We start from the raw sequence: 16,112 nt of genomic DNA on the forward strand, positions 1-16,112 counted from the left end.
TAAAAATAGAAAACAGGAGGAAATAATAGAAAATCATATAATACTCCCACCATTTCTATTAATTTAGAACTTGATATAAATCCAAGTCGCGTAATAGTTGGTAAAATAGGAAAAAAGCGACAAGCATCGCTTTTTTTCTACAAAAAAATTTTTATCGCTTAAAATTCCAGTCATCTGATTCGTACCGGGTCCCGGCAAGGTCCACAACATATTGTGTTTCCTCTTCAGAAAGTTCATACGGTTCCAGGTGGATATTCAATCCTTCTTCAAAACCTTTTTTGAACGCTTCCTTCGCCATATCCATGGTAATCGTTTCAGAACTGATTTCGTTCATCGCGACGGCCTTGCTTTTAAATGCCCGCTGCATACGCTCTTTTACCCGGTCCGATGGATACTTAAACAGGCTGAACAGCTTATCCTCGTCAAGATCCAATAGTATGGAACCGTGTTGAAGGATGACGCCTTTCTGCCGGGTCTGGGCACTTCCAGCCACTTTTCTGCCTTCAACGACTAACTCGTACCAGCTTGGCGCATCAAAACAAACAGCCGAACGTGGATTTTTTAATCCTTCCCGCTCTTCTGCTGTTTTCGGAACAGCAAAGTAGGCTTCGAGTCCAAGTCCTTGAAATCCTTTTAAGATCCCTTCAGAAATCACTCGATATGCTTCCGTAACCGTTTTAGGCATCTCCGGGTGTTCCTCGGAAACAATGACACTGTACGTCAATTCATGCTCATGAAGAACCCCTCTGCCTCCCGTCGGTCTTCTGACAAAGCCAAGTCCGTGCTCTTTCACTGCATCAAGATTGATTTCCTTTTCTACCTTTTGAAAGTATCCAATCGAGAGCGTTGCGGGATCCCAGCCGTAAAACCTGATCGTGGGAGGAATCTTCCCCTCGCTATGCCAATCCAATAGCGCCTCATCAAGTGCCATATTAAAAGAAGGAGAACAATTCCCTGAGTCAATGAATCTCCATGTTTCTTTTTTCATGCAACATACCTCATTTACGTCTTCTCTTTATTATTTTGTTATGTAAAAAATCAACTTCATTTAAGTCCGTTACTAGTCTATCAAATTCAAAAGAAAAAACAAAGAAAAACAGATTGGAAAGTGTTTGCTGTAAAATAATAAATTTGTTTTGATTCTCGAGGCTTTCATGAATATAATAGAAGTTAGCGCATTTGTAGAAAGGAGCATGAATGATGGAAGGATTATATATTCTTTTAGTCGTACTTGGTGGAATCATTGTTTATTCACTCTTTACGTTCTTCTATCAAAAGAGAATTGTGAATACTTTGACTGAAGAAGAATTTAGAGCAGGATATCGGAAAGCTCAGTTGATAGATGTTCGTGAAGCGAATGAATTTGATAACGGTCACGTACTTGGCGCACGAAATATCCCCCTCTCTCAAATTAAAATGAGACAAAAGGAAATCCGTGCCGATCAGCCCGTTTACCTTTATTGCCAAAGCGGACTCCGCAGCGGAAGAGCAGCTCAAATGCTTCACCGCAAAGGGTACCGAGATCTTCACCAATTGCAGGGCGGCTTTAAAAAGTGGACAGGTAAAGTAAAGCATAAAAAATAATGTGAAAGGATTGCCTTTGGGTGATCCTTTTTTTGATTGGTGGAAGTAGTGGGCTGGGCTCCCGGGTAGGGTTGGTTTTATATTACATAGGTCCGTCCCTCAAAAAAATCCCCGCAGCGATTGGCTGCGGGGATTTCCAATTTATATTCTTTAGTTTTCTTTTGTATAACGCAGTACCGGTTTTCTCGCTGCGAGTGTTTCGTCCATACGTTTGACGATGGTTGTATGAGGTGCTTCCTGGACGATTTCCGGCGTTTCTTCTGCTTCTTTGGCAATCTGGATCATGGCATCAATGAAGGAATCGAGTGTTTCTTTAGATTCTGTTTCAGTTGGCTCGATCATCATGCATTCTTCCACATTTAATGGGAAGTAAATCGTTGGCGGATGATATCCGAAGTCGAGTAGACGCTTCGCAATATCCAATGTCCGGACGCCCAGCTTCTTTTGACGTTTTCCGCTGATGACAAATTCATGCTTACAATGACGATCGTATGGAAGGTCAAAGTGAGGAGCCAGTCGGCGCATCATGTAATTTGCATTCAGGACTGCGTTTTCTGTAACGGCTCTCAGCCCGTCTGGACCCATCGTTCTGATGTACGTATAGGCACGAACGTTGATTCCAAAGTTCCCATAGTAAGGTTTTACACGGCCAATGGAATCAGGACGGTTGTAATCGAATTCGAACTTATCGCCATTTTTCACCAGGACCGGTTTAGGAAGGTATTTAATCAAGTCTTCCTTCACTCCGACAGGACCGCTTCCCGGACCACCGCCTCCGTGAGGTCCCGTAAACGTCTTATGAAGATTTAAATGCACGACATCAAATCCCATGTCCCCCGGTCTGGCTTTTGATAATACGGCATTTAAATTGGCACCATCATAATACAGCTTACCCCCTGCTTCATGAATGATTGCAGCCATTTCCAGAATGTTTTCTTCAAATAATCCAAGTGTGTTCGGATTGGTCAGCATCAGGGCTGCTGTATCATCTCCTACTACACGCTTCAGATCTTCCAAATCAACTAATCCATTCTCGTTTGATTTTACCGTTACCGTTTCAAAACCTGCTACAGTCGCACTGGCAGGATTTGTTCCATGAGCAGAATCCGGTACGATGACCTTCGTACGGTGTGTGTCGCCATTTGCTTCATGGTAAGCCCGGATCATCATAAGACCCGTCCACTCTCCATGAGCACCGGCAGCAGGTTGAAGGGTCACTTCATCCATGCCCGTGATCTCTTTCAAATGCTCCTGAAGATCATACATCAGTTCAAGGGCACCTTGAACGCTTTCTGCTTCTTGCAGAGGATTGATATGAGCAAATCCATTTAAGCGTGCAACGTTTTCATTCACCTTCGGATTGTACTTCATCGTACAAGATCCTAATGGATAGAAACCGGAATCCACACCATGATTACGTTTTGATAATGCCGTATAATGACGCATGATATCCAGTTCGGATACTTCTGGAAGCTCTGGATCTTCCGAACGGATATAATCCAATGGGATGAGATCCGATAATTCAACCTGTGGTACATCCATTTCAGGTAAGCTATAGCCTACACGGCCTTCTTTAGATAATTCAAAAATAAGAGGTTGATCTTGCTTATTCATGACAATCCCCCAATTCTGCTACGAATGCGTCGATTTCTTCTTTGCTGCGAAGTTCAGTAACAGCCACTAGCATGTGCTGAGATAAGCTGTCATCCATTACTCCTAAATCGTATCCACCAATCATTTCTTTTCCTAAAAGCTTTTGATTGATTTCTTTAACCGGCATATTTACCTTTACGACAAACTCATTGAATGATGGTCCTTCAAATGCAATGGAGAACCCTTTTGCTTTAAGGGCTTCTTTTGCATAATGTGCTTTTTGGATATTTTGAAGCGCCATCTCTTTAACGCCTTGTTTTCCAAGCGCCGTCATGGCTACAGATGCAGCGAGTGCATTTAATGCCTGGTTTGAACAAATATTCGACGTGGCTTTATCTCGACGGATATGCTGTTCACGTGCTTGAAGAGTCAGAACAAACCCTCTGATTCCATCTTCATCAACTGTTTGACCAACAAGACGGCCTGGAACTTTACGCATAAGCTTTTTGTTAACGGCGAAGTATCCACAGTGCGGTCCACCGAATGCACTTGGAATACCAAATGGCTGTGCATCACCAATGACGATATCTGCGCCTAGTTGTCCAGGTGGAGTAAGTGCCCCTAATGCAAGGGGATTTGAAGAAACCACGAACATCGCTTTTTCAGCATGAGTCACTTCTTCGATGGCTTTTAGTTCTTCTACCCGGCCGAAGAAGTTAGGATATTGAACGACTACCGCTGCAATTTCATTACTCATTAATTTCTTAAGTTCTTCCACATCCGTAACACCGTTATTGTGCGGGATTTCTACGACTTCTATATACTGACCTTTTGCATAAGATCGTAAAACATCACGTGATTCCGGATGCACAGTGCTTGAAACCAGGACCTTTTTCCGACGGGTCTGCCCTGCACTAAGCATAGCTGCTTCGGCAAGAGCCGTTCCTCCATCGTACATGGAAGAATTGGCTACATCCATGCCGGTCAGCTCACAAATCATCGTTTGGAATTCAAAAATGGCTTGAAGTTCTCCTTGCGAGATTTCCGGCTGATATGGTGTATAAGCTGTATAAAATTCAGAGCGTGATAATACATGATCCACGATGATCGGCATGTAGTGGTCGTATACTCCAGCCCCTAAAAAGGATGAATGACTTTTCAGGTCAGCATTCTTCGCTGCCATTTTGGTCAGTTCCTTTACCAATTCCGTTTCTGACTTCGCTTCTTTGATTTTGTAATCCCCTTTGAAACGAACCTTCTCAGGAATATCTTCAAATAGATCGTTAACGCTGTCTACTCCTATGCTGTCTAACATTTCCCTTTGATCCTGCTCTGTCATCGGTAAATAACGATGCTTCATGACCGTCATTCCTCCCCTATTTCTTTGGTCTTTTATAGAATGGTGTGGCTACTACTTTCGCTTTTAACTTTTTCCCTCTGATTTCAACCAGCACTTCCGTATCTAAAGAAGTAAACTTTTTATCAAGTAATGCTAATCCTACATTTTTCTTTAATGTTGGCGATTGTGTACCGGTCGTGACTTCCCCTATTTCTTCTTCACCGGAATACACCTTATATCCATGACGTGGAATTCCGCGATCGATCATTTCAATCCCGACGATTTTTCTTGGGGCGCCTTCATCCTTTTGTTGTTTCAGCACTTCCTGACCATTAAATGGAACCTCTTTATTCACTTTTACGGCGAATCCAATCCCTGCTTCGATCGGCGTGATCGATTGAGATAATTCTTGTCCGTAAAGGGCAAGGTTCGCTTCAAAACGCAATGTATCACGTGCACCAAGTCCGCATGGAAGTACACCATGCTCCTTCCCTGCATCCAGGATGGCTTTCCATATTGCGGCCGCATCACCTGCATCACAGTAAATCTCAAATCCATCTTCCCCTGTGTAACCGGTACGTGAAACAAGTGCATGCTTACCGTCTATATTCACTTCGGTCTGGAATTTAAAAAATCCGATATCGCTTAGTGAATGTTCGTTTGTAAGTATTTGTAAAACCTGTTCAGCAAGTGGACCTTGAAGTGCCAATTGCGCCATATGTTCAGAGATGTTGTTGATTTCAACCCCATCGACTTCATGTTCTTTCAGCCACTGAAAATCTTTATCTATATTTGCCGCATTTACAACGAGCAAATAATCATTATCTTTTATTTTATAAACCAATAAGTCATCGACCGTCCCACCGTTTTCGTAGCACATAGCCGTATACTGAGCTCCTCCATCTTTTACTTTGGAGACATCATTTGTCATCATTCTTTGTAAATAGTCAAGAGCCCCTTCACCCTTCACTTCAATTTCTCCCATATGAGAAACGTCGAATAGTCCAGCTCGGGATCTTACCGCTTCATGTTCTTCTTTAATGCTTGAGAATTGCACTGGTAAAGCCCAGCCACCGAAGTCGATGGTCTTTCCTCCATACTCTTTGTACACTTCGTATAAAGGTGTTTGTTTTAACTCTGACATGACTTTTCCCCCTTTATCTTCCTTACATGCATAATCCTTAACCAAGTTTTATCCCATGAAAAAAGGACAGAAAAACCCCTTTTCATAAAGAAGTTTTCTCTGTCCTTGCACCTGAAAGTTTACCGAAGAACGGCTTTCCCCTTTGGTGGTTTCCCGTACGGAAACACTCTCCAGAGTTGCGTCCAACAAGAGTCTTTTTGCCTGAGAGATTCACACTTAAATGTGCTTGCTCCTTCGGCGCTGAATGCACAGTCTCTCCCCTTGTTATCATTCGCCAATATTCCTTGAAACATTTGGTCATACTAGAAATATACAGAAGAAATGTTGTAAATGTGAATGTTCGGATTTTCGAGTTTTTTAAACATTAGAAAATCTATTTTCATCCTACCATTAAATACGAGGATTGAGCAATCATTTTTATTAGAATTAAGGAGATGTTTTTCAGATGAATGTTGAGGTTTTATTTGATGAAGAATGGGGCGAGGGTCTCGAGAATTTAATTGATAACGATGGCCCATGGGGAAATTGGGAGCTTTATAAGCTGGCCATCGAATTTGAACATCATCTTGCAATTCCGAACTTTGAAGGCCTGCAAGCACCAAAACATTTGGCAAACGTCACTCCGCTCCCCCATCAGCTTGAAGCAGCAAAGCAGGTTGTCGAAACGATGAACGGAAAAGCGATCCTTGCAGATGAGGTTGGATTAGGTAAAACCATTGAAGCCGGATTGATATTAAAAGAATACATGATTAGAGGATTAGTGAAGAAAGTATTAATATTGGTTCCCGCTTCCCTGGTCTCTCAATGGGCCTATGAATTAAACAGTAAGTTTTTCATTCCGGCTGTTCCGCAACGAAAAAGTTACGTATGGGATCAGTGCGATATTGTCGTTTCATCCATGGATACGGCTAAGCGGAGCCCTCATCGGGAAAAAGTGTATGAACAGGACTATGATTTGGTGATTATCGATGAAGCTCACAAACTAAAAAATCATAAAACAAAAAACTATGAATTTGTCCAGAATCTAAAAAAGAAGTTCTGCCTTCTTCTGACAGCGACGCCTATCCAAAATCGTGTTGAAGAAATCTTTCACCTAGTTTCTCTCCTTAAGCCTGGACATCTCGGAAATGAATCCGGGTTTTCTGACAGATATAAAAAAGGGGACCGTACTCTTCAAGAGGACGAACATTTAAAAAGTCTCATTAACAAAGTGATGATTCGTAACAGACGCAGCGATACGGGAATTGAATGGACAAAACGGCACGTAAAGACTGTCTTAATCGATTTTAACGAAGCCGAAAGAGATTTATATAACAGCATCGATTTGCTCAGGGGGAACTATGATGACTGGGCTAATTCAAGCTCCTTCTCGCTGATGACACTTCAAAGAGAAGCATGCAGCTCTCGTGAAGCAGTATTTTACACTCTCAAAAACATGCTTGAGAAGAAGGAAGCTCCCACGGTTGGTTTTGAGAATACTATTGGCACCCTGATGAAAAAAGTAGAAAACGTGACAATGAACTCCAAGGCTCAGAAAGCATTGGAAATCGTTCAATCGATCAATGATAAAGTGATAATATTTACAGAGTACCGTGCGACACAGCTCTATCTGCAATGGTTCTTAAAACAGCATGGAATAAGCTCCGTACCTTTCCGAGGTGGATTTAAACGGGGAAAAAAGGACTGGATGCGTGAACTCTTTCAAAAGCATGCACAGGTGCTAATTGCTACTGAGGCCGGAGGGGAAGGAATCAACCTCCAATTCTGCCATCACGTGATCAACTTTGACCTGCCCTGGAATCCTATGAGGTTAGAGCAGCGGATCGGTCGTGTCCATCGTCTCGGACAGACAGAGGATGTTCACATCTACAATTTCGCTACCAGAGACACGGTCGAAGAACATATATTAAAGCTTCTTTATGAAAAGATCAATCTCTTTGAACGAGTGATCGGACAATTGGATGAAATCCTTACCCGCCTGGATTTCCGTGACTTCGAAGAGCATGTAACCGATATTCTTTCTTCATCCAGGACGGAAGGGGAAATGAAGATAAAAATGGAGAATTTAACGAGTATGATTCAATTTGCCGAACAATTAAAGGAGGAGAAATCAAATGCAGCAGCACGAAATTCATCAATTTCTTGAGAGATACTTCGTGGCTAATGGATGTGACCTGGTTGCGAACGGAAACGGCCATATGACCGTCCAACTCACGATTGATTTGGATAAGGAGCTGATGAACCGTCCTTTCTATTGGCATTACCTTGAGAAAACGGGAGGTATTCCAAATCCTATGACATTGTCCCTTATAACGAATCCGGATAAAGCACCTGAAGACTTAAAAGGAGAACCTATTCACTTTGGTTCTCCACGGTTACACCAAATCTTCCATTCAACACGAAATTTAGCAGGGTATATTCGCTTATACGAAAACGGGCACACACCGAGTGGTCAGCAAACCCCTCTTCATCCCTGGCTCGGACTGAATATCAAAATTTCGTATCAATCCAACCGAAAAAAAGACAGCATTCGAAGCATCGGATTAAATCTGATCAATGGCGTACTTCTGGAAAACTTTCATTCGTCATTGATGTCCAGAAATCTGACACCTAAGATTCCTGATTTCTCGTTCACATTGACACCGATCATCAAACCGAGAAGCGGAGTGAACCGCATTCAAACGTACCTGTATGAAGAGATCAAAAAGGAACCTGTTGAATGGGCTGAGCAGGCACGAAAGACGTGGGAGGAAGATTTACAATTATTGAATCACTTTTATGGAGATCAAGAGGAAAAACCCGAATCCTATTTCCTGGAACAACAAGCCTTAAAAGAACAATATGAACCTAAGATTTCTATTGATATTATTAACGGCGGGATTTTTTATTTACAGAACAACAATTGATTGTTAAACGGAGTAAGTGCTTTTAGACGCTTACTCTGTTTAACTCCAAAAAAAAGACTGCCAAAAGGCAGCCGTTGATTATTTATTTTTCTTAAACATTATCATGAAAGCATATGGTATGATCCCGAACCAGCGAAATAGGAATGGTTCTCGCTCATTCTTCCGCTGCTTCTTTATACTTTTACGTTCATGAGGTGATTTTTCATAATGTTGGACAAATGTTTGTGTTATGAATTTAACATAATCATTCACTGACATAAAAGCACCACCTCCTGCTTTTATCAGTATGCCCGGCTATAAGTAATTTTATTCAGCTTGCCCATCTAGATAAGGAAGTATTTCTTCAATAACCTCTTCTATGGTTTTATTGTCTGTATGAATCGTTATGGAGCTCCCGCTCTCATACAGTGGGAAGCGAAGGTTGAATAAACTCGATAATCGTTCCTTTGAATTATTTTGTACGAGTGGACGATTTTCATCGCCTTCTAAACGGGACCATAATGAAGCAAAAGGACAAGTCAGGTGGAATACAAATTCCTGTTGTCGCAAGATCTCCCGGTTCTCTTCCCTTTCAATCACTCCACCACCAGTAGTGATAACCGCTTGCTTGTTTGCCAACTCAAGGAGCACTTTGTTCTCCAGATCTCTGAAATGTTGTTCCCCCTGCTGATTGAAGATCTCTTTAATGGACTTTTTCTCTTTGTTTTCAATGTAACTGTCCATATCAATGACCGGTAGATTCAGTAATTCACCAAGATGTTTCCCAATCGTCGTTTTTCCTACCCCCATAAATCCAATAAAGAAAATCGGTTTCATATTCTACTCCCAACTTATTATGTGTTTTGTTTCCCTATTATACACAACCGTCGTCGGAAGAAAAAGCTTCTCATCCCGTTTGAACGTCACTTCCAATCGTATTTCATCCGGGGTGACCATTTCGCTGTGGGTCACGATTTCACCATAATTCCCTTTCAATTGTTTGGAAGTAAGCATCCCACTCTCCATCTCCAACAGAATCGCATGGGATACACTCACGTTTCTTTCATAAATGTTTTTCATATTTGTTAAGTATAGATATTTACTTATAAAAAGATCCTTTGCAGCAAACCCTACAGATAAAATAACCATCAGAAGGAACAAAGTATATGGCAATATGAACCCCTTATTGTTAAGGCTTTCCTTCTCCTTGTTCGGTTGAAAAGTAAAAGAATTCCCCCTCCACTTTTTCTCCACCCACAAACTCCAAATCCATATGCACTCCCTGGATAATGGATGCAAAGCTAAATGAATCCACTGACTGTAGTACCACTTCATGCCCTTGATTATTTACCCTCCTTCGAATGGATTGATTATACTTTTCATACGAAATGGATTCACCACTCACTAGGAAAGAAATCTTATCAGGCGTGATCACTATACTTTCCCCTCTCCATAGTTCATTTCTCAAACTCTCATTGAATAAATTCCATTCATAATAATGCGGTGGAACCATATCATTTTTTATCGTAGAGAAGCCCTTCATGATGAGTGGAATGCATAGTGAAATCATGCAGAATACTGTAAAGCTTAACAGAGCCTCGATTAATGTAAACCCATTGTTATTCAGCCTTTGAGATACAGACTTCATGGGGATTCGCACCTCTCTTATGATAGTGGACACATGCTTCTTCATTGAATCCGCCTTTCCAATCGAATTCGTATCTGACACCTTTATACATTCTTGAATGATTCACATACTCGTGCCTGACGATTGCCTTCTCCACCCCTTCTTCAAGAAATTTCAAAGCCTCCACTTCATGCTGAAGTCGTTGAAGTTGAGAAGCATATTGGATCAGAAAAGGTATAAATACGCCTGCTATCATAAGGATGCAACTGAAGGCAATAAGGGTTTCCGGAAGTGAGAAACCTTTAGTATTCCCGTACATAAAACCTCCCTTGCCCAATTTGAAACATGAGCTGAATCATGGTATCTCCCATTTTAAAGTTCAGCTTGCCAAATCGATTTGTATTTCCATCCGGATAGAATGTGATGTCTGTTAAGCTGTTAATGGATGTAATCTGAATGGAAGATGAAATCTCTCTTGAGACAATCGTTTGTCTAGTAGCGGTTTTCGCAACGTATTTATTGGTTACAGCGTAAAAGGTCACTGTGATGGGAACTTGATGTCTGATGCTGTAGCTTTGGATCTGGTAGAGGTCTGATTGGAGCTGGGAAAGAAATAAGTCCTTTTCATTCCCATCTTTCATAGGAAAGATGGAAAAGCTGACCCAAGTCAGAAGGGTCGTGAAAATCAATAAGACGACAAGCATCTCAATAAGGGTATACCCTCCTTCCCCATTTCTTACTTCATTAATTAGAGGTTACCATCCCTTCAGCATCAATGGTGATGGCACTTCCGTCAGGGCAGGCTTTATAATTCTCATTTAAATACCCATCTGTAACGAGGGTATCTATGGTGACGGGAAGCGCATTCCCATCCATTTTGTACGCCTCAACCTGGCCTTCCACCATGTGAACAAATGCTTCGCAGCCTTTGGAGTTAATTGAATTACTTTGGTTGGTGACGTTGGGTATCGTAATAAAAAGCAATACAGAAATGACTAATAGAACAATCATCATTTCGATTAGGGTGAACCCTTTTTCGTTTTTAAGCATGGTGTTCCTCCTTCGGTTTTGTGAATTTTTTACTAATGAGAATGCGGTGACTCGACGAAATTCATTTCATTTGCTGTTGTGTCGAGGCATTGCTACTTTTCTAAATACCCTGCATCATCTGAAATAACGGCATCATAATGGAGAAGTAGATCGTCATGATGAAAAGACCTACAAAAGTAAAGATCATCGGCTGAATATATTTAAGCAATGCATTGGTATTCTCCTCTAATTCTTGGAAACACATTTCGCTATAAAGTCCCAGTTCTTCTGCTAATCGTCCATTGGATTGCCCGTGATGGACAACAAAAGGTAACTCTTTTTGAAAAAACGGAAGCGATGAAAAACATTCATGAAATGGTTTCCCTTCTTTTAATCCTTTGATCAATTTTTTTGAAACGTATTGTAACGTTGGTCGGAAGGATTGACTTTCAATGATGAGGAGTGACTCTGTAATGGATACCCCGCTTGTGAGAAGGAAGCTTAGTTCTCTCGCAAAAAAGTGTGAGTGACCAAGCCTTAAATAATTTGACAGATAAGGAATTTTGCATAGGGCGACTGAGATTTTAATTGGAGAAATTCTTTTTTGGAACAGGGAGAATACTATGGTGCAGATAATGAGTGATAGTAAAACTATACTGAAAATTAATGGGAAGCTTTCAATGAAGTGTAAGAGGTACTTTAGATTTGCTGAAGGTTCATATCCGATAGAAGTATACAAAGATTGAAATCTTGGGAAAAGCACGTTTTGAAGCAAGACCATCAGTAAAATCGATACAACGATGAGCATGAATGGATACTGAATGACTTGTTGGATTTTCTGCTGATTTTTTCTTCTTTTTATCAGATAGTTTCCCGCCTCTGATAGAGTCTGGCCCATTTGACCATGATGCTCGGCAAAATAAATTTGTGCACTGACATGGCTCGGGATGTTCAGCTGTTTGTTGATGACCGAAGAGACGGACTCTCCTTTTTGCAATGATATAATCATTCTCTTTTTTAATTTGAGGGTATTCTTTTCTTTAGGGAGCAGGAGAAAATCGATGGCTTCTGAAAAACTATAACCCTTTTGGAGGAGGTCTCCAAGTCTTTTAAGAAACTTACCTTGATCATCGCTTCTCTTCATGTATCCATTTCCTATATTCAAGTTCTGAAACAAATCCCAGTGCCACCCCCTTATTGATCAAGGTTTGGAGTGTATGATATTGATATTGGACCGACTCCCCTTTCGCCTCTTTTATTACTTCTTTCAAAGCACTTCCTGTTACAATTTCATAGACAGAAGCTCTATTAACCTTTTTACCTCGAAGACAATTCCCCCCACACTCCGTTTTGCAAATCGGGCAAACTAACTTTAGTAACCTCTGTGCTGATACGGCTAACAGTGTTTGTTGAATATCATGCCATTCAATTCCTAATTCCATTAAACGGTAAATAGCACCTTTTGCATCCCTCGTATGCATGGTCGTGATTACTAAATGACCTGTTAAAGCAGCCCTCACCGCAATTTCCGCTGTTTCCCGATCCCGTATCTCCCCCACCATAATAATATCGGGATCATGCCTCAATATCGCTTTTAAACCAGCGGAATACGTAATCCCCGCTTTTTCATTCACTTGAATTTGCACCATTTCTTCATGAAGCTTCTCTACGGGATCTTCAAGAGTGATCACATTACGGTTCAGGGCAACGGAACAATGGAGGACAAGGGAATACAAAGTTGTCGTTTTCCCACTGCCAGTTGGACCTGTAAATATAATGAGACCATGAGAATACATAAGTAGAGCGAGTAATTTTTTTGCAGATGAAGGATACAGGGACATTTTATCGATTGGGATTTGATACTTTTGGGGGAGTATTCGAATGACGAGACTTTCTTTTAAATGAGTGGTTGGTAAGGTAGAAATTCTGAGTGATAGAGGTGTACCTCGAACGGTAAGACTGAAGGAGCCACTTTGAGGTTTTCGTTTTTCTCCAATGTCCATGGAAGCCATGAACTTTAAATGGGCTATCAATCGTTCTGCCTGATCCGAATCAACGGTGTGGAACGGTACTAATACCCCGAGCTTTCTAAACTGAATCAAGTAATCTTTCGTTCTCGGTATGACATGAACATCTGTCGCATCACCGCTGAAAGCTTCTCCAATCATTACTTCCGATAAGGATTCTACTGAGTGAAATATATATAGGCACCACCTTTCTGTTTTCTTAACTTAAGATATACGACATTAACTTACAAAATCCTTCTTTTTCCTTAAATTTTTTTCTCACCAAATACTTAAGGATAACTGAAATTATTTCTTCATTGCTCAAACCCGACCACAGTCATTCACACATTCACCCCTCGCCCATATACATAAAAAGAATAATAATCATAAAACGAAAGTGGTGACAATATCCCATGAGTAAATACATGGATTACACCTCTCCGGAAGCTCAATTCTTTTTTGATGTTAATAAAAGTCCCTTATTTAAAAAAGACAATCAAAATTTAATAAATATCTTAGGGGTAAATCAGTTGAATACGTTGGATAACTCTTCCCTCCTTGATATCTATTTAAGTAAACATAATTTTGTGGAACCACATTACCACCAGAATGCAGCTGAACTGGTCTATTGCATTTCTGGTGGAGCTGTTGTTTCCATGCTCAATCCATATACTAAGGAAGTCTTAAATTTCCGTATTTCACCTGGACAGGTGGCAAATGTTCCACAAGGCTGGTGGCATTATGAAGAAGCAACCCAGGATCAAACTCACCTATTGGCCATTTTTAATGCCCCTACACCGGAAGTGATATTAGGTTCGGATATCTTAAAGTTCACCCCTTCAAGTGTCATGGCGTACAATTATTGCATGGATGAAGGTGCTTGGATCAAAACGACAGAAAAGGTGAAACCAAGTACTTACATCGGTCCTGCTTGCTTAGATCCAGATAGGCATTTATCTCAACGACAATCCCATTTCGCCTATTCCCCATATCACTATCACTATCAGCCAAACCCTTATCATCATCGTCAGTGCATTCCAAAAACCTTTTAAAAAGCGGAGAGAACTTTTATTAAAAACTAATGAATAGAATATCAAAATACAACCATACTATATTTTGTAAAGACGACAATGGGCTATAGCCAAGCGGTAAGGCATCGCACTTTGACTGCGACATGCGTTGGTTCGAATCCAGCTAGCCCAGTACTAAAAGCGGAGGCGGCTCGTTTAGAGGCGACAAGCATAAGATGAGGCACCCAGAAAGGCGCTCTTTGCCTTTTTGGGTGCCTTAGCTTATGACCTCGAGCCTCTAGCCACCGGAGCTGGATAATCTAAAAGCAGAGGCGGCTCGTTCAGAGGCGACAAGCATAAGATGAGGCACCCGGAAAGGCGCTCTTTGCCTTTTTGGGTGCCTTAGCTTATGACCTCGAGCCTCTAGCCGCCGGAGCTGGATAATCTAAAAGCAGCGGCGGCTCGTTCAGCCCCACTACCACATTGAAAACGGCAGGCACTTTGTGAAAAGTGCCTGCCGTTTTCAACCCAACCTATTTTTAATTATTACATTCAACTGCTTTTCTTCAACGATCTGTTCTTGTTCGCAAGGCTTTGTAATCCCTCTGGATTGTATCCGACCACCAGCTTTTTACCGTCTGTTAATAAGGGTCTGCGAAGAAGTTTTGGCTCTTCAATAATTAATTTAATCACTTCTGATAGAGGTAAATCGTTCACATCTTTACCTAAGTCTTTGAAGGTTTGGCTTCTTGTAGCCAATATTTCATCAAGTCCATCGGTGGTCAGGGATAGTAGCTCCATTAGCTCTCTATGGGTAGGTGTCTCTCTGAATAGATGTCTTTCATCAAAATCGACGGAATGGGCAGTTAACCATTTTTTGGCTTTTCGGCAAGAGGTACAGCTTGGATAAGTAAAAAATGTCAGGTTATTCACTTTCATGACCTCCTTAAATTTGAGCTTGCATGTTTATGATATGTTAAACATATTGTACATTAATTGTATAACTTTTGTATAGTAATATCCCTTAGGAATTTGTGAACTTTTTATAAACAATGAATGAAGCAAGCTATAATAGGCTTTCCCTTCATATCCATTCTTTTTCTTGAGGCTTATAATAGAGCTATTAACTACAAAATTGGGGTGTTTTTTGAATGGATATGACACTGAAGGTTACAAGCGTACTTTCAGACCCGACCCGGTATTCCATTTACTTGTACATTAGTGAGAGAAAACATGAGCTTTCAGTTCAAGACATCGCTGAGAAGTTTCATATTCACCCGAATGTTGCCCGTCTACACCTATCAAAGCTTGAGGAAATAGGAGTGTTGCAATCAGAATATGTAAAGACCGGCAAAGGTGGCAGGCCAGGCAAACGATATATTCCATCTGAAGAACTCGTTCAGTTATCCTTTCCTCCTCGAGACTTCCGCTTACTTAGCGACCTCACCATTGCCTCATTAGCTAAGCTCGGAGAAGAGGGTTTTAAGGTGCTGGTGGACACAGGATATGAGTACGGTAAAAGCTTGGTGGACCACTATCTTGAAAGCCGTAACTTATCCTTAGTTGGGGTAACTCATGCTGAAAAGCTGCATGTATTATCAGAAATTGCCAAATCGATCGGTTTTACTTTAGATGAGTCAATCGGTGATTCATATCAAATCAAGTTCCACTATGATCATTGCCCTTTTTATGAGAATGCTCAGCTGGAACCGGTGTTCATATGTGGTTTACACAACGCATTATTAAAAGGGATGTTTGAAACTCTATACTCTGTGGAAGAATTTAAACAAGAAGAAAATATGATAAATGACTGTTCCACGTGTAGATATCACGTAATCGTCACAAACTAAAAGCAAACGGATATTTACTTTTATGGTAGTATTCATTTATAATAT

Annotated in this window: 19 protein-coding genes, 1 tRNA gene and 2 riboswitches; of the genes, 6 read left to right on the top strand and 14 right to left on the bottom strand. The window is 41.0% G+C overall.

What is annotated here, in order from left to right; translation table 11 throughout:
- Positions 1–151: 151 nt before the first annotated feature.
- Positions 152–988, bottom strand: a complete 837-nt coding sequence (locus RSX31_RS07600; RefSeq protein ID WP_315634154.1) for a lipoate--protein ligase family protein — start codon at positions 986–988, stop codon at positions 152–154.
- 212 nt (positions 989–1,200) lie between these two features.
- Between RSX31_RS07600 and RSX31_RS07605 the strand changes: the two genes are divergently transcribed.
- Positions 1,201–1,584 carry a rhodanese-like domain-containing protein gene (locus tag RSX31_RS07605; protein WP_113970477.1) on the top strand — a complete coding sequence of 128 codons (384 nt, stop codon included), beginning with the start codon at positions 1,201–1,203 and terminating at the stop codon, positions 1,582–1,584.
- A 150-nt stretch (positions 1,585–1,734) separates the two neighbouring features.
- On the opposite strand, the gene gcvPB is transcribed toward RSX31_RS07605, so the two are convergent.
- From gcvPB to gcvT, 3 genes are read right to left on the bottom strand one after another with little or no spacing between them, the layout of a single operon-like run.
- Positions 1,735–3,198: an aminomethyl-transferring glycine dehydrogenase subunit GcvPB gene (gene gcvPB, locus RSX31_RS07610; RefSeq protein WP_315634156.1), complete on the bottom strand. Its 1,464-nt coding sequence runs from the start codon at positions 3,196–3,198 to the stop codon at positions 1,735–1,737.
- Entirely contained in the window at positions 3,191–4,537 is a 1,347-nt protein-coding gene (gene gcvPA, locus RSX31_RS07615) for an aminomethyl-transferring glycine dehydrogenase subunit GcvPA (RefSeq protein ID WP_315634158.1), read from the bottom strand. The genes gcvPB and gcvPA overlap by 8 nt, the downstream gene beginning before the upstream one ends.
- 16 nt (positions 4,538–4,553) lie before the next feature.
- Entirely contained in the window at positions 4,554–5,660 is a 1,107-nt protein-coding gene (gene gcvT / locus RSX31_RS07620) for a glycine cleavage system aminomethyltransferase GcvT (protein ID WP_148995653.1), read from the bottom strand.
- A 97-nt stretch (positions 5,661–5,757) separates the two neighbouring features.
- Positions 5,758–5,836: riboswitch (glycine riboswitch) on the bottom strand.
- A 3-nt stretch (positions 5,837–5,839) separates the two neighbouring features.
- A riboswitch (glycine riboswitch) is annotated at positions 5,840–5,931 on the bottom strand.
- A 174-nt stretch (positions 5,932–6,105) separates the two neighbouring features.
- Here gcvT and RSX31_RS07625 point away from each other — a divergent pair.
- Both RSX31_RS07625 and RSX31_RS07630 read left to right on the top strand, forming a co-directional pair.
- Positions 6,106–7,806, top strand: coding sequence for a DEAD/DEAH box helicase (locus RSX31_RS07625; protein ID WP_148995654.1), 1,701 nt, complete (start codon positions 6,106–6,108; stop codon positions 7,804–7,806).
- Positions 7,775–8,566, top strand: a complete 792-nt coding sequence (locus tag RSX31_RS07630; protein WP_148995655.1) for a YqhG family protein — start codon at positions 7,775–7,777, stop codon at positions 8,564–8,566. Before RSX31_RS07625 ends, RSX31_RS07630 begins: the two co-directional genes overlap by 32 nt.
- 78 nt (positions 8,567–8,644) lie before the next feature.
- On the opposite strand, the gene RSX31_RS07635 is transcribed toward RSX31_RS07630, so the two are convergent.
- The 9 genes from RSX31_RS07635 to comGA form a co-directional block, all read right to left on the bottom strand.
- Entirely contained in the window at positions 8,645–8,824 is a 180-nt protein-coding gene (locus tag RSX31_RS07635; protein WP_044340022.1) for a YqzE family protein, read from the bottom strand.
- 48 nt (positions 8,825–8,872) lie between these two features.
- The gene (locus tag RSX31_RS07640) at positions 8,873–9,382 is read right to left on the bottom strand and encodes a shikimate kinase (protein WP_282138820.1); all 510 of its coding nucleotides are present in this window, start codon (positions 9,380–9,382) and stop codon (positions 8,873–8,875) included.
- A gap of 3 nt (positions 9,383–9,385) precedes the next feature.
- Entirely contained in the window at positions 9,386–9,718 is a 333-nt protein-coding gene (locus RSX31_RS07645; RefSeq protein ID WP_148995657.1) for a hypothetical protein, read from the bottom strand.
- 16 nt (positions 9,719–9,734) lie between these two features.
- A complete protein-coding gene (gene comGF / locus RSX31_RS07650) occupies positions 9,735–10,193 on the bottom strand; it encodes a competence type IV pilus minor pilin ComGF (RefSeq protein ID WP_282138818.1) in 459 nt (152 codons plus the stop codon).
- The gene (locus tag RSX31_RS07655) at positions 10,165–10,491 is read right to left on the bottom strand and encodes a hypothetical protein (RefSeq protein ID WP_315634164.1); all 327 of its coding nucleotides are present in this window, start codon (positions 10,489–10,491) and stop codon (positions 10,165–10,167) included. Before RSX31_RS07655 ends, comGF begins: the two co-directional genes overlap by 29 nt.
- The gene (comGD, locus tag RSX31_RS07660) at positions 10,475–10,921 is read right to left on the bottom strand and encodes a competence type IV pilus minor pilin ComGD (protein ID WP_315634200.1); all 447 of its coding nucleotides are present in this window, start codon (positions 10,919–10,921) and stop codon (positions 10,475–10,477) included. The genes RSX31_RS07655 and comGD overlap by 17 nt, the downstream gene beginning before the upstream one ends.
- The gene (gene comGC, locus RSX31_RS07665) at positions 10,917–11,222 is read right to left on the bottom strand and encodes a competence type IV pilus major pilin ComGC (protein WP_315634165.1); all 306 of its coding nucleotides are present in this window, start codon (positions 11,220–11,222) and stop codon (positions 10,917–10,919) included. The genes comGD and comGC overlap by 5 nt, the downstream gene beginning before the upstream one ends.
- A gap of 100 nt (positions 11,223–11,322) precedes the next feature.
- Entirely contained in the window at positions 11,323–12,345 is a 1,023-nt protein-coding gene (gene comGB / locus RSX31_RS07670; RefSeq protein WP_315634167.1) for a competence type IV pilus assembly protein ComGB, read from the bottom strand.
- On the bottom strand, positions 12,329–13,402 hold the full coding sequence (gene comGA / locus RSX31_RS07675) for a competence type IV pilus ATPase ComGA (protein ID WP_449619198.1): 1,074 nt from the start codon (positions 13,400–13,402) through the stop codon (positions 12,329–12,331). The genes comGB and comGA overlap by 17 nt, the downstream gene beginning before the upstream one ends.
- 218 nt (positions 13,403–13,620) lie before the next feature.
- Here comGA and RSX31_RS07680 point away from each other — a divergent pair, with 218 nt between their 5' ends.
- Positions 13,621–14,259 carry a cupin domain-containing protein gene (locus RSX31_RS07680; RefSeq protein ID WP_315634169.1) on the top strand — a complete coding sequence of 213 codons (639 nt, stop codon included), beginning with the start codon at positions 13,621–13,623 and terminating at the stop codon, positions 14,257–14,259.
- Positions 14,260–14,338: 79 nt separating this feature from the next.
- Positions 14,339–14,410 (top strand) — tRNA-Gln (locus RSX31_RS07685).
- 359 nt (positions 14,411–14,769) lie between these two features.
- Here RSX31_RS07685 and RSX31_RS07690 read toward each other — a convergent pair.
- Positions 14,770–15,150 carry a Spx/MgsR family RNA polymerase-binding regulatory protein gene (locus RSX31_RS07690; RefSeq protein ID WP_262371894.1) on the bottom strand — a complete coding sequence of 127 codons (381 nt, stop codon included), beginning with the start codon at positions 15,148–15,150 and terminating at the stop codon, positions 14,770–14,772.
- 218 nt (positions 15,151–15,368) lie between these two features.
- On the opposite strand from RSX31_RS07690, the gene RSX31_RS07695 reads away from it, so the two are divergent.
- Positions 15,369–16,067: a helix-turn-helix transcriptional regulator gene (locus RSX31_RS07695; RefSeq protein ID WP_315634171.1), complete on the top strand. Its 699-nt coding sequence runs from the start codon at positions 15,369–15,371 to the stop codon at positions 16,065–16,067.
- Positions 16,068–16,112: the final 45 nt, after the last annotated feature.

Origin of the sequence: Rossellomorea yichunensis, from assembly GCF_032337515.1 — a bacterium.
GTDB lineage: Bacteria > Bacillota > Bacilli > Bacillales > Bacillaceae_B > Rossellomorea > Rossellomorea yichunensis.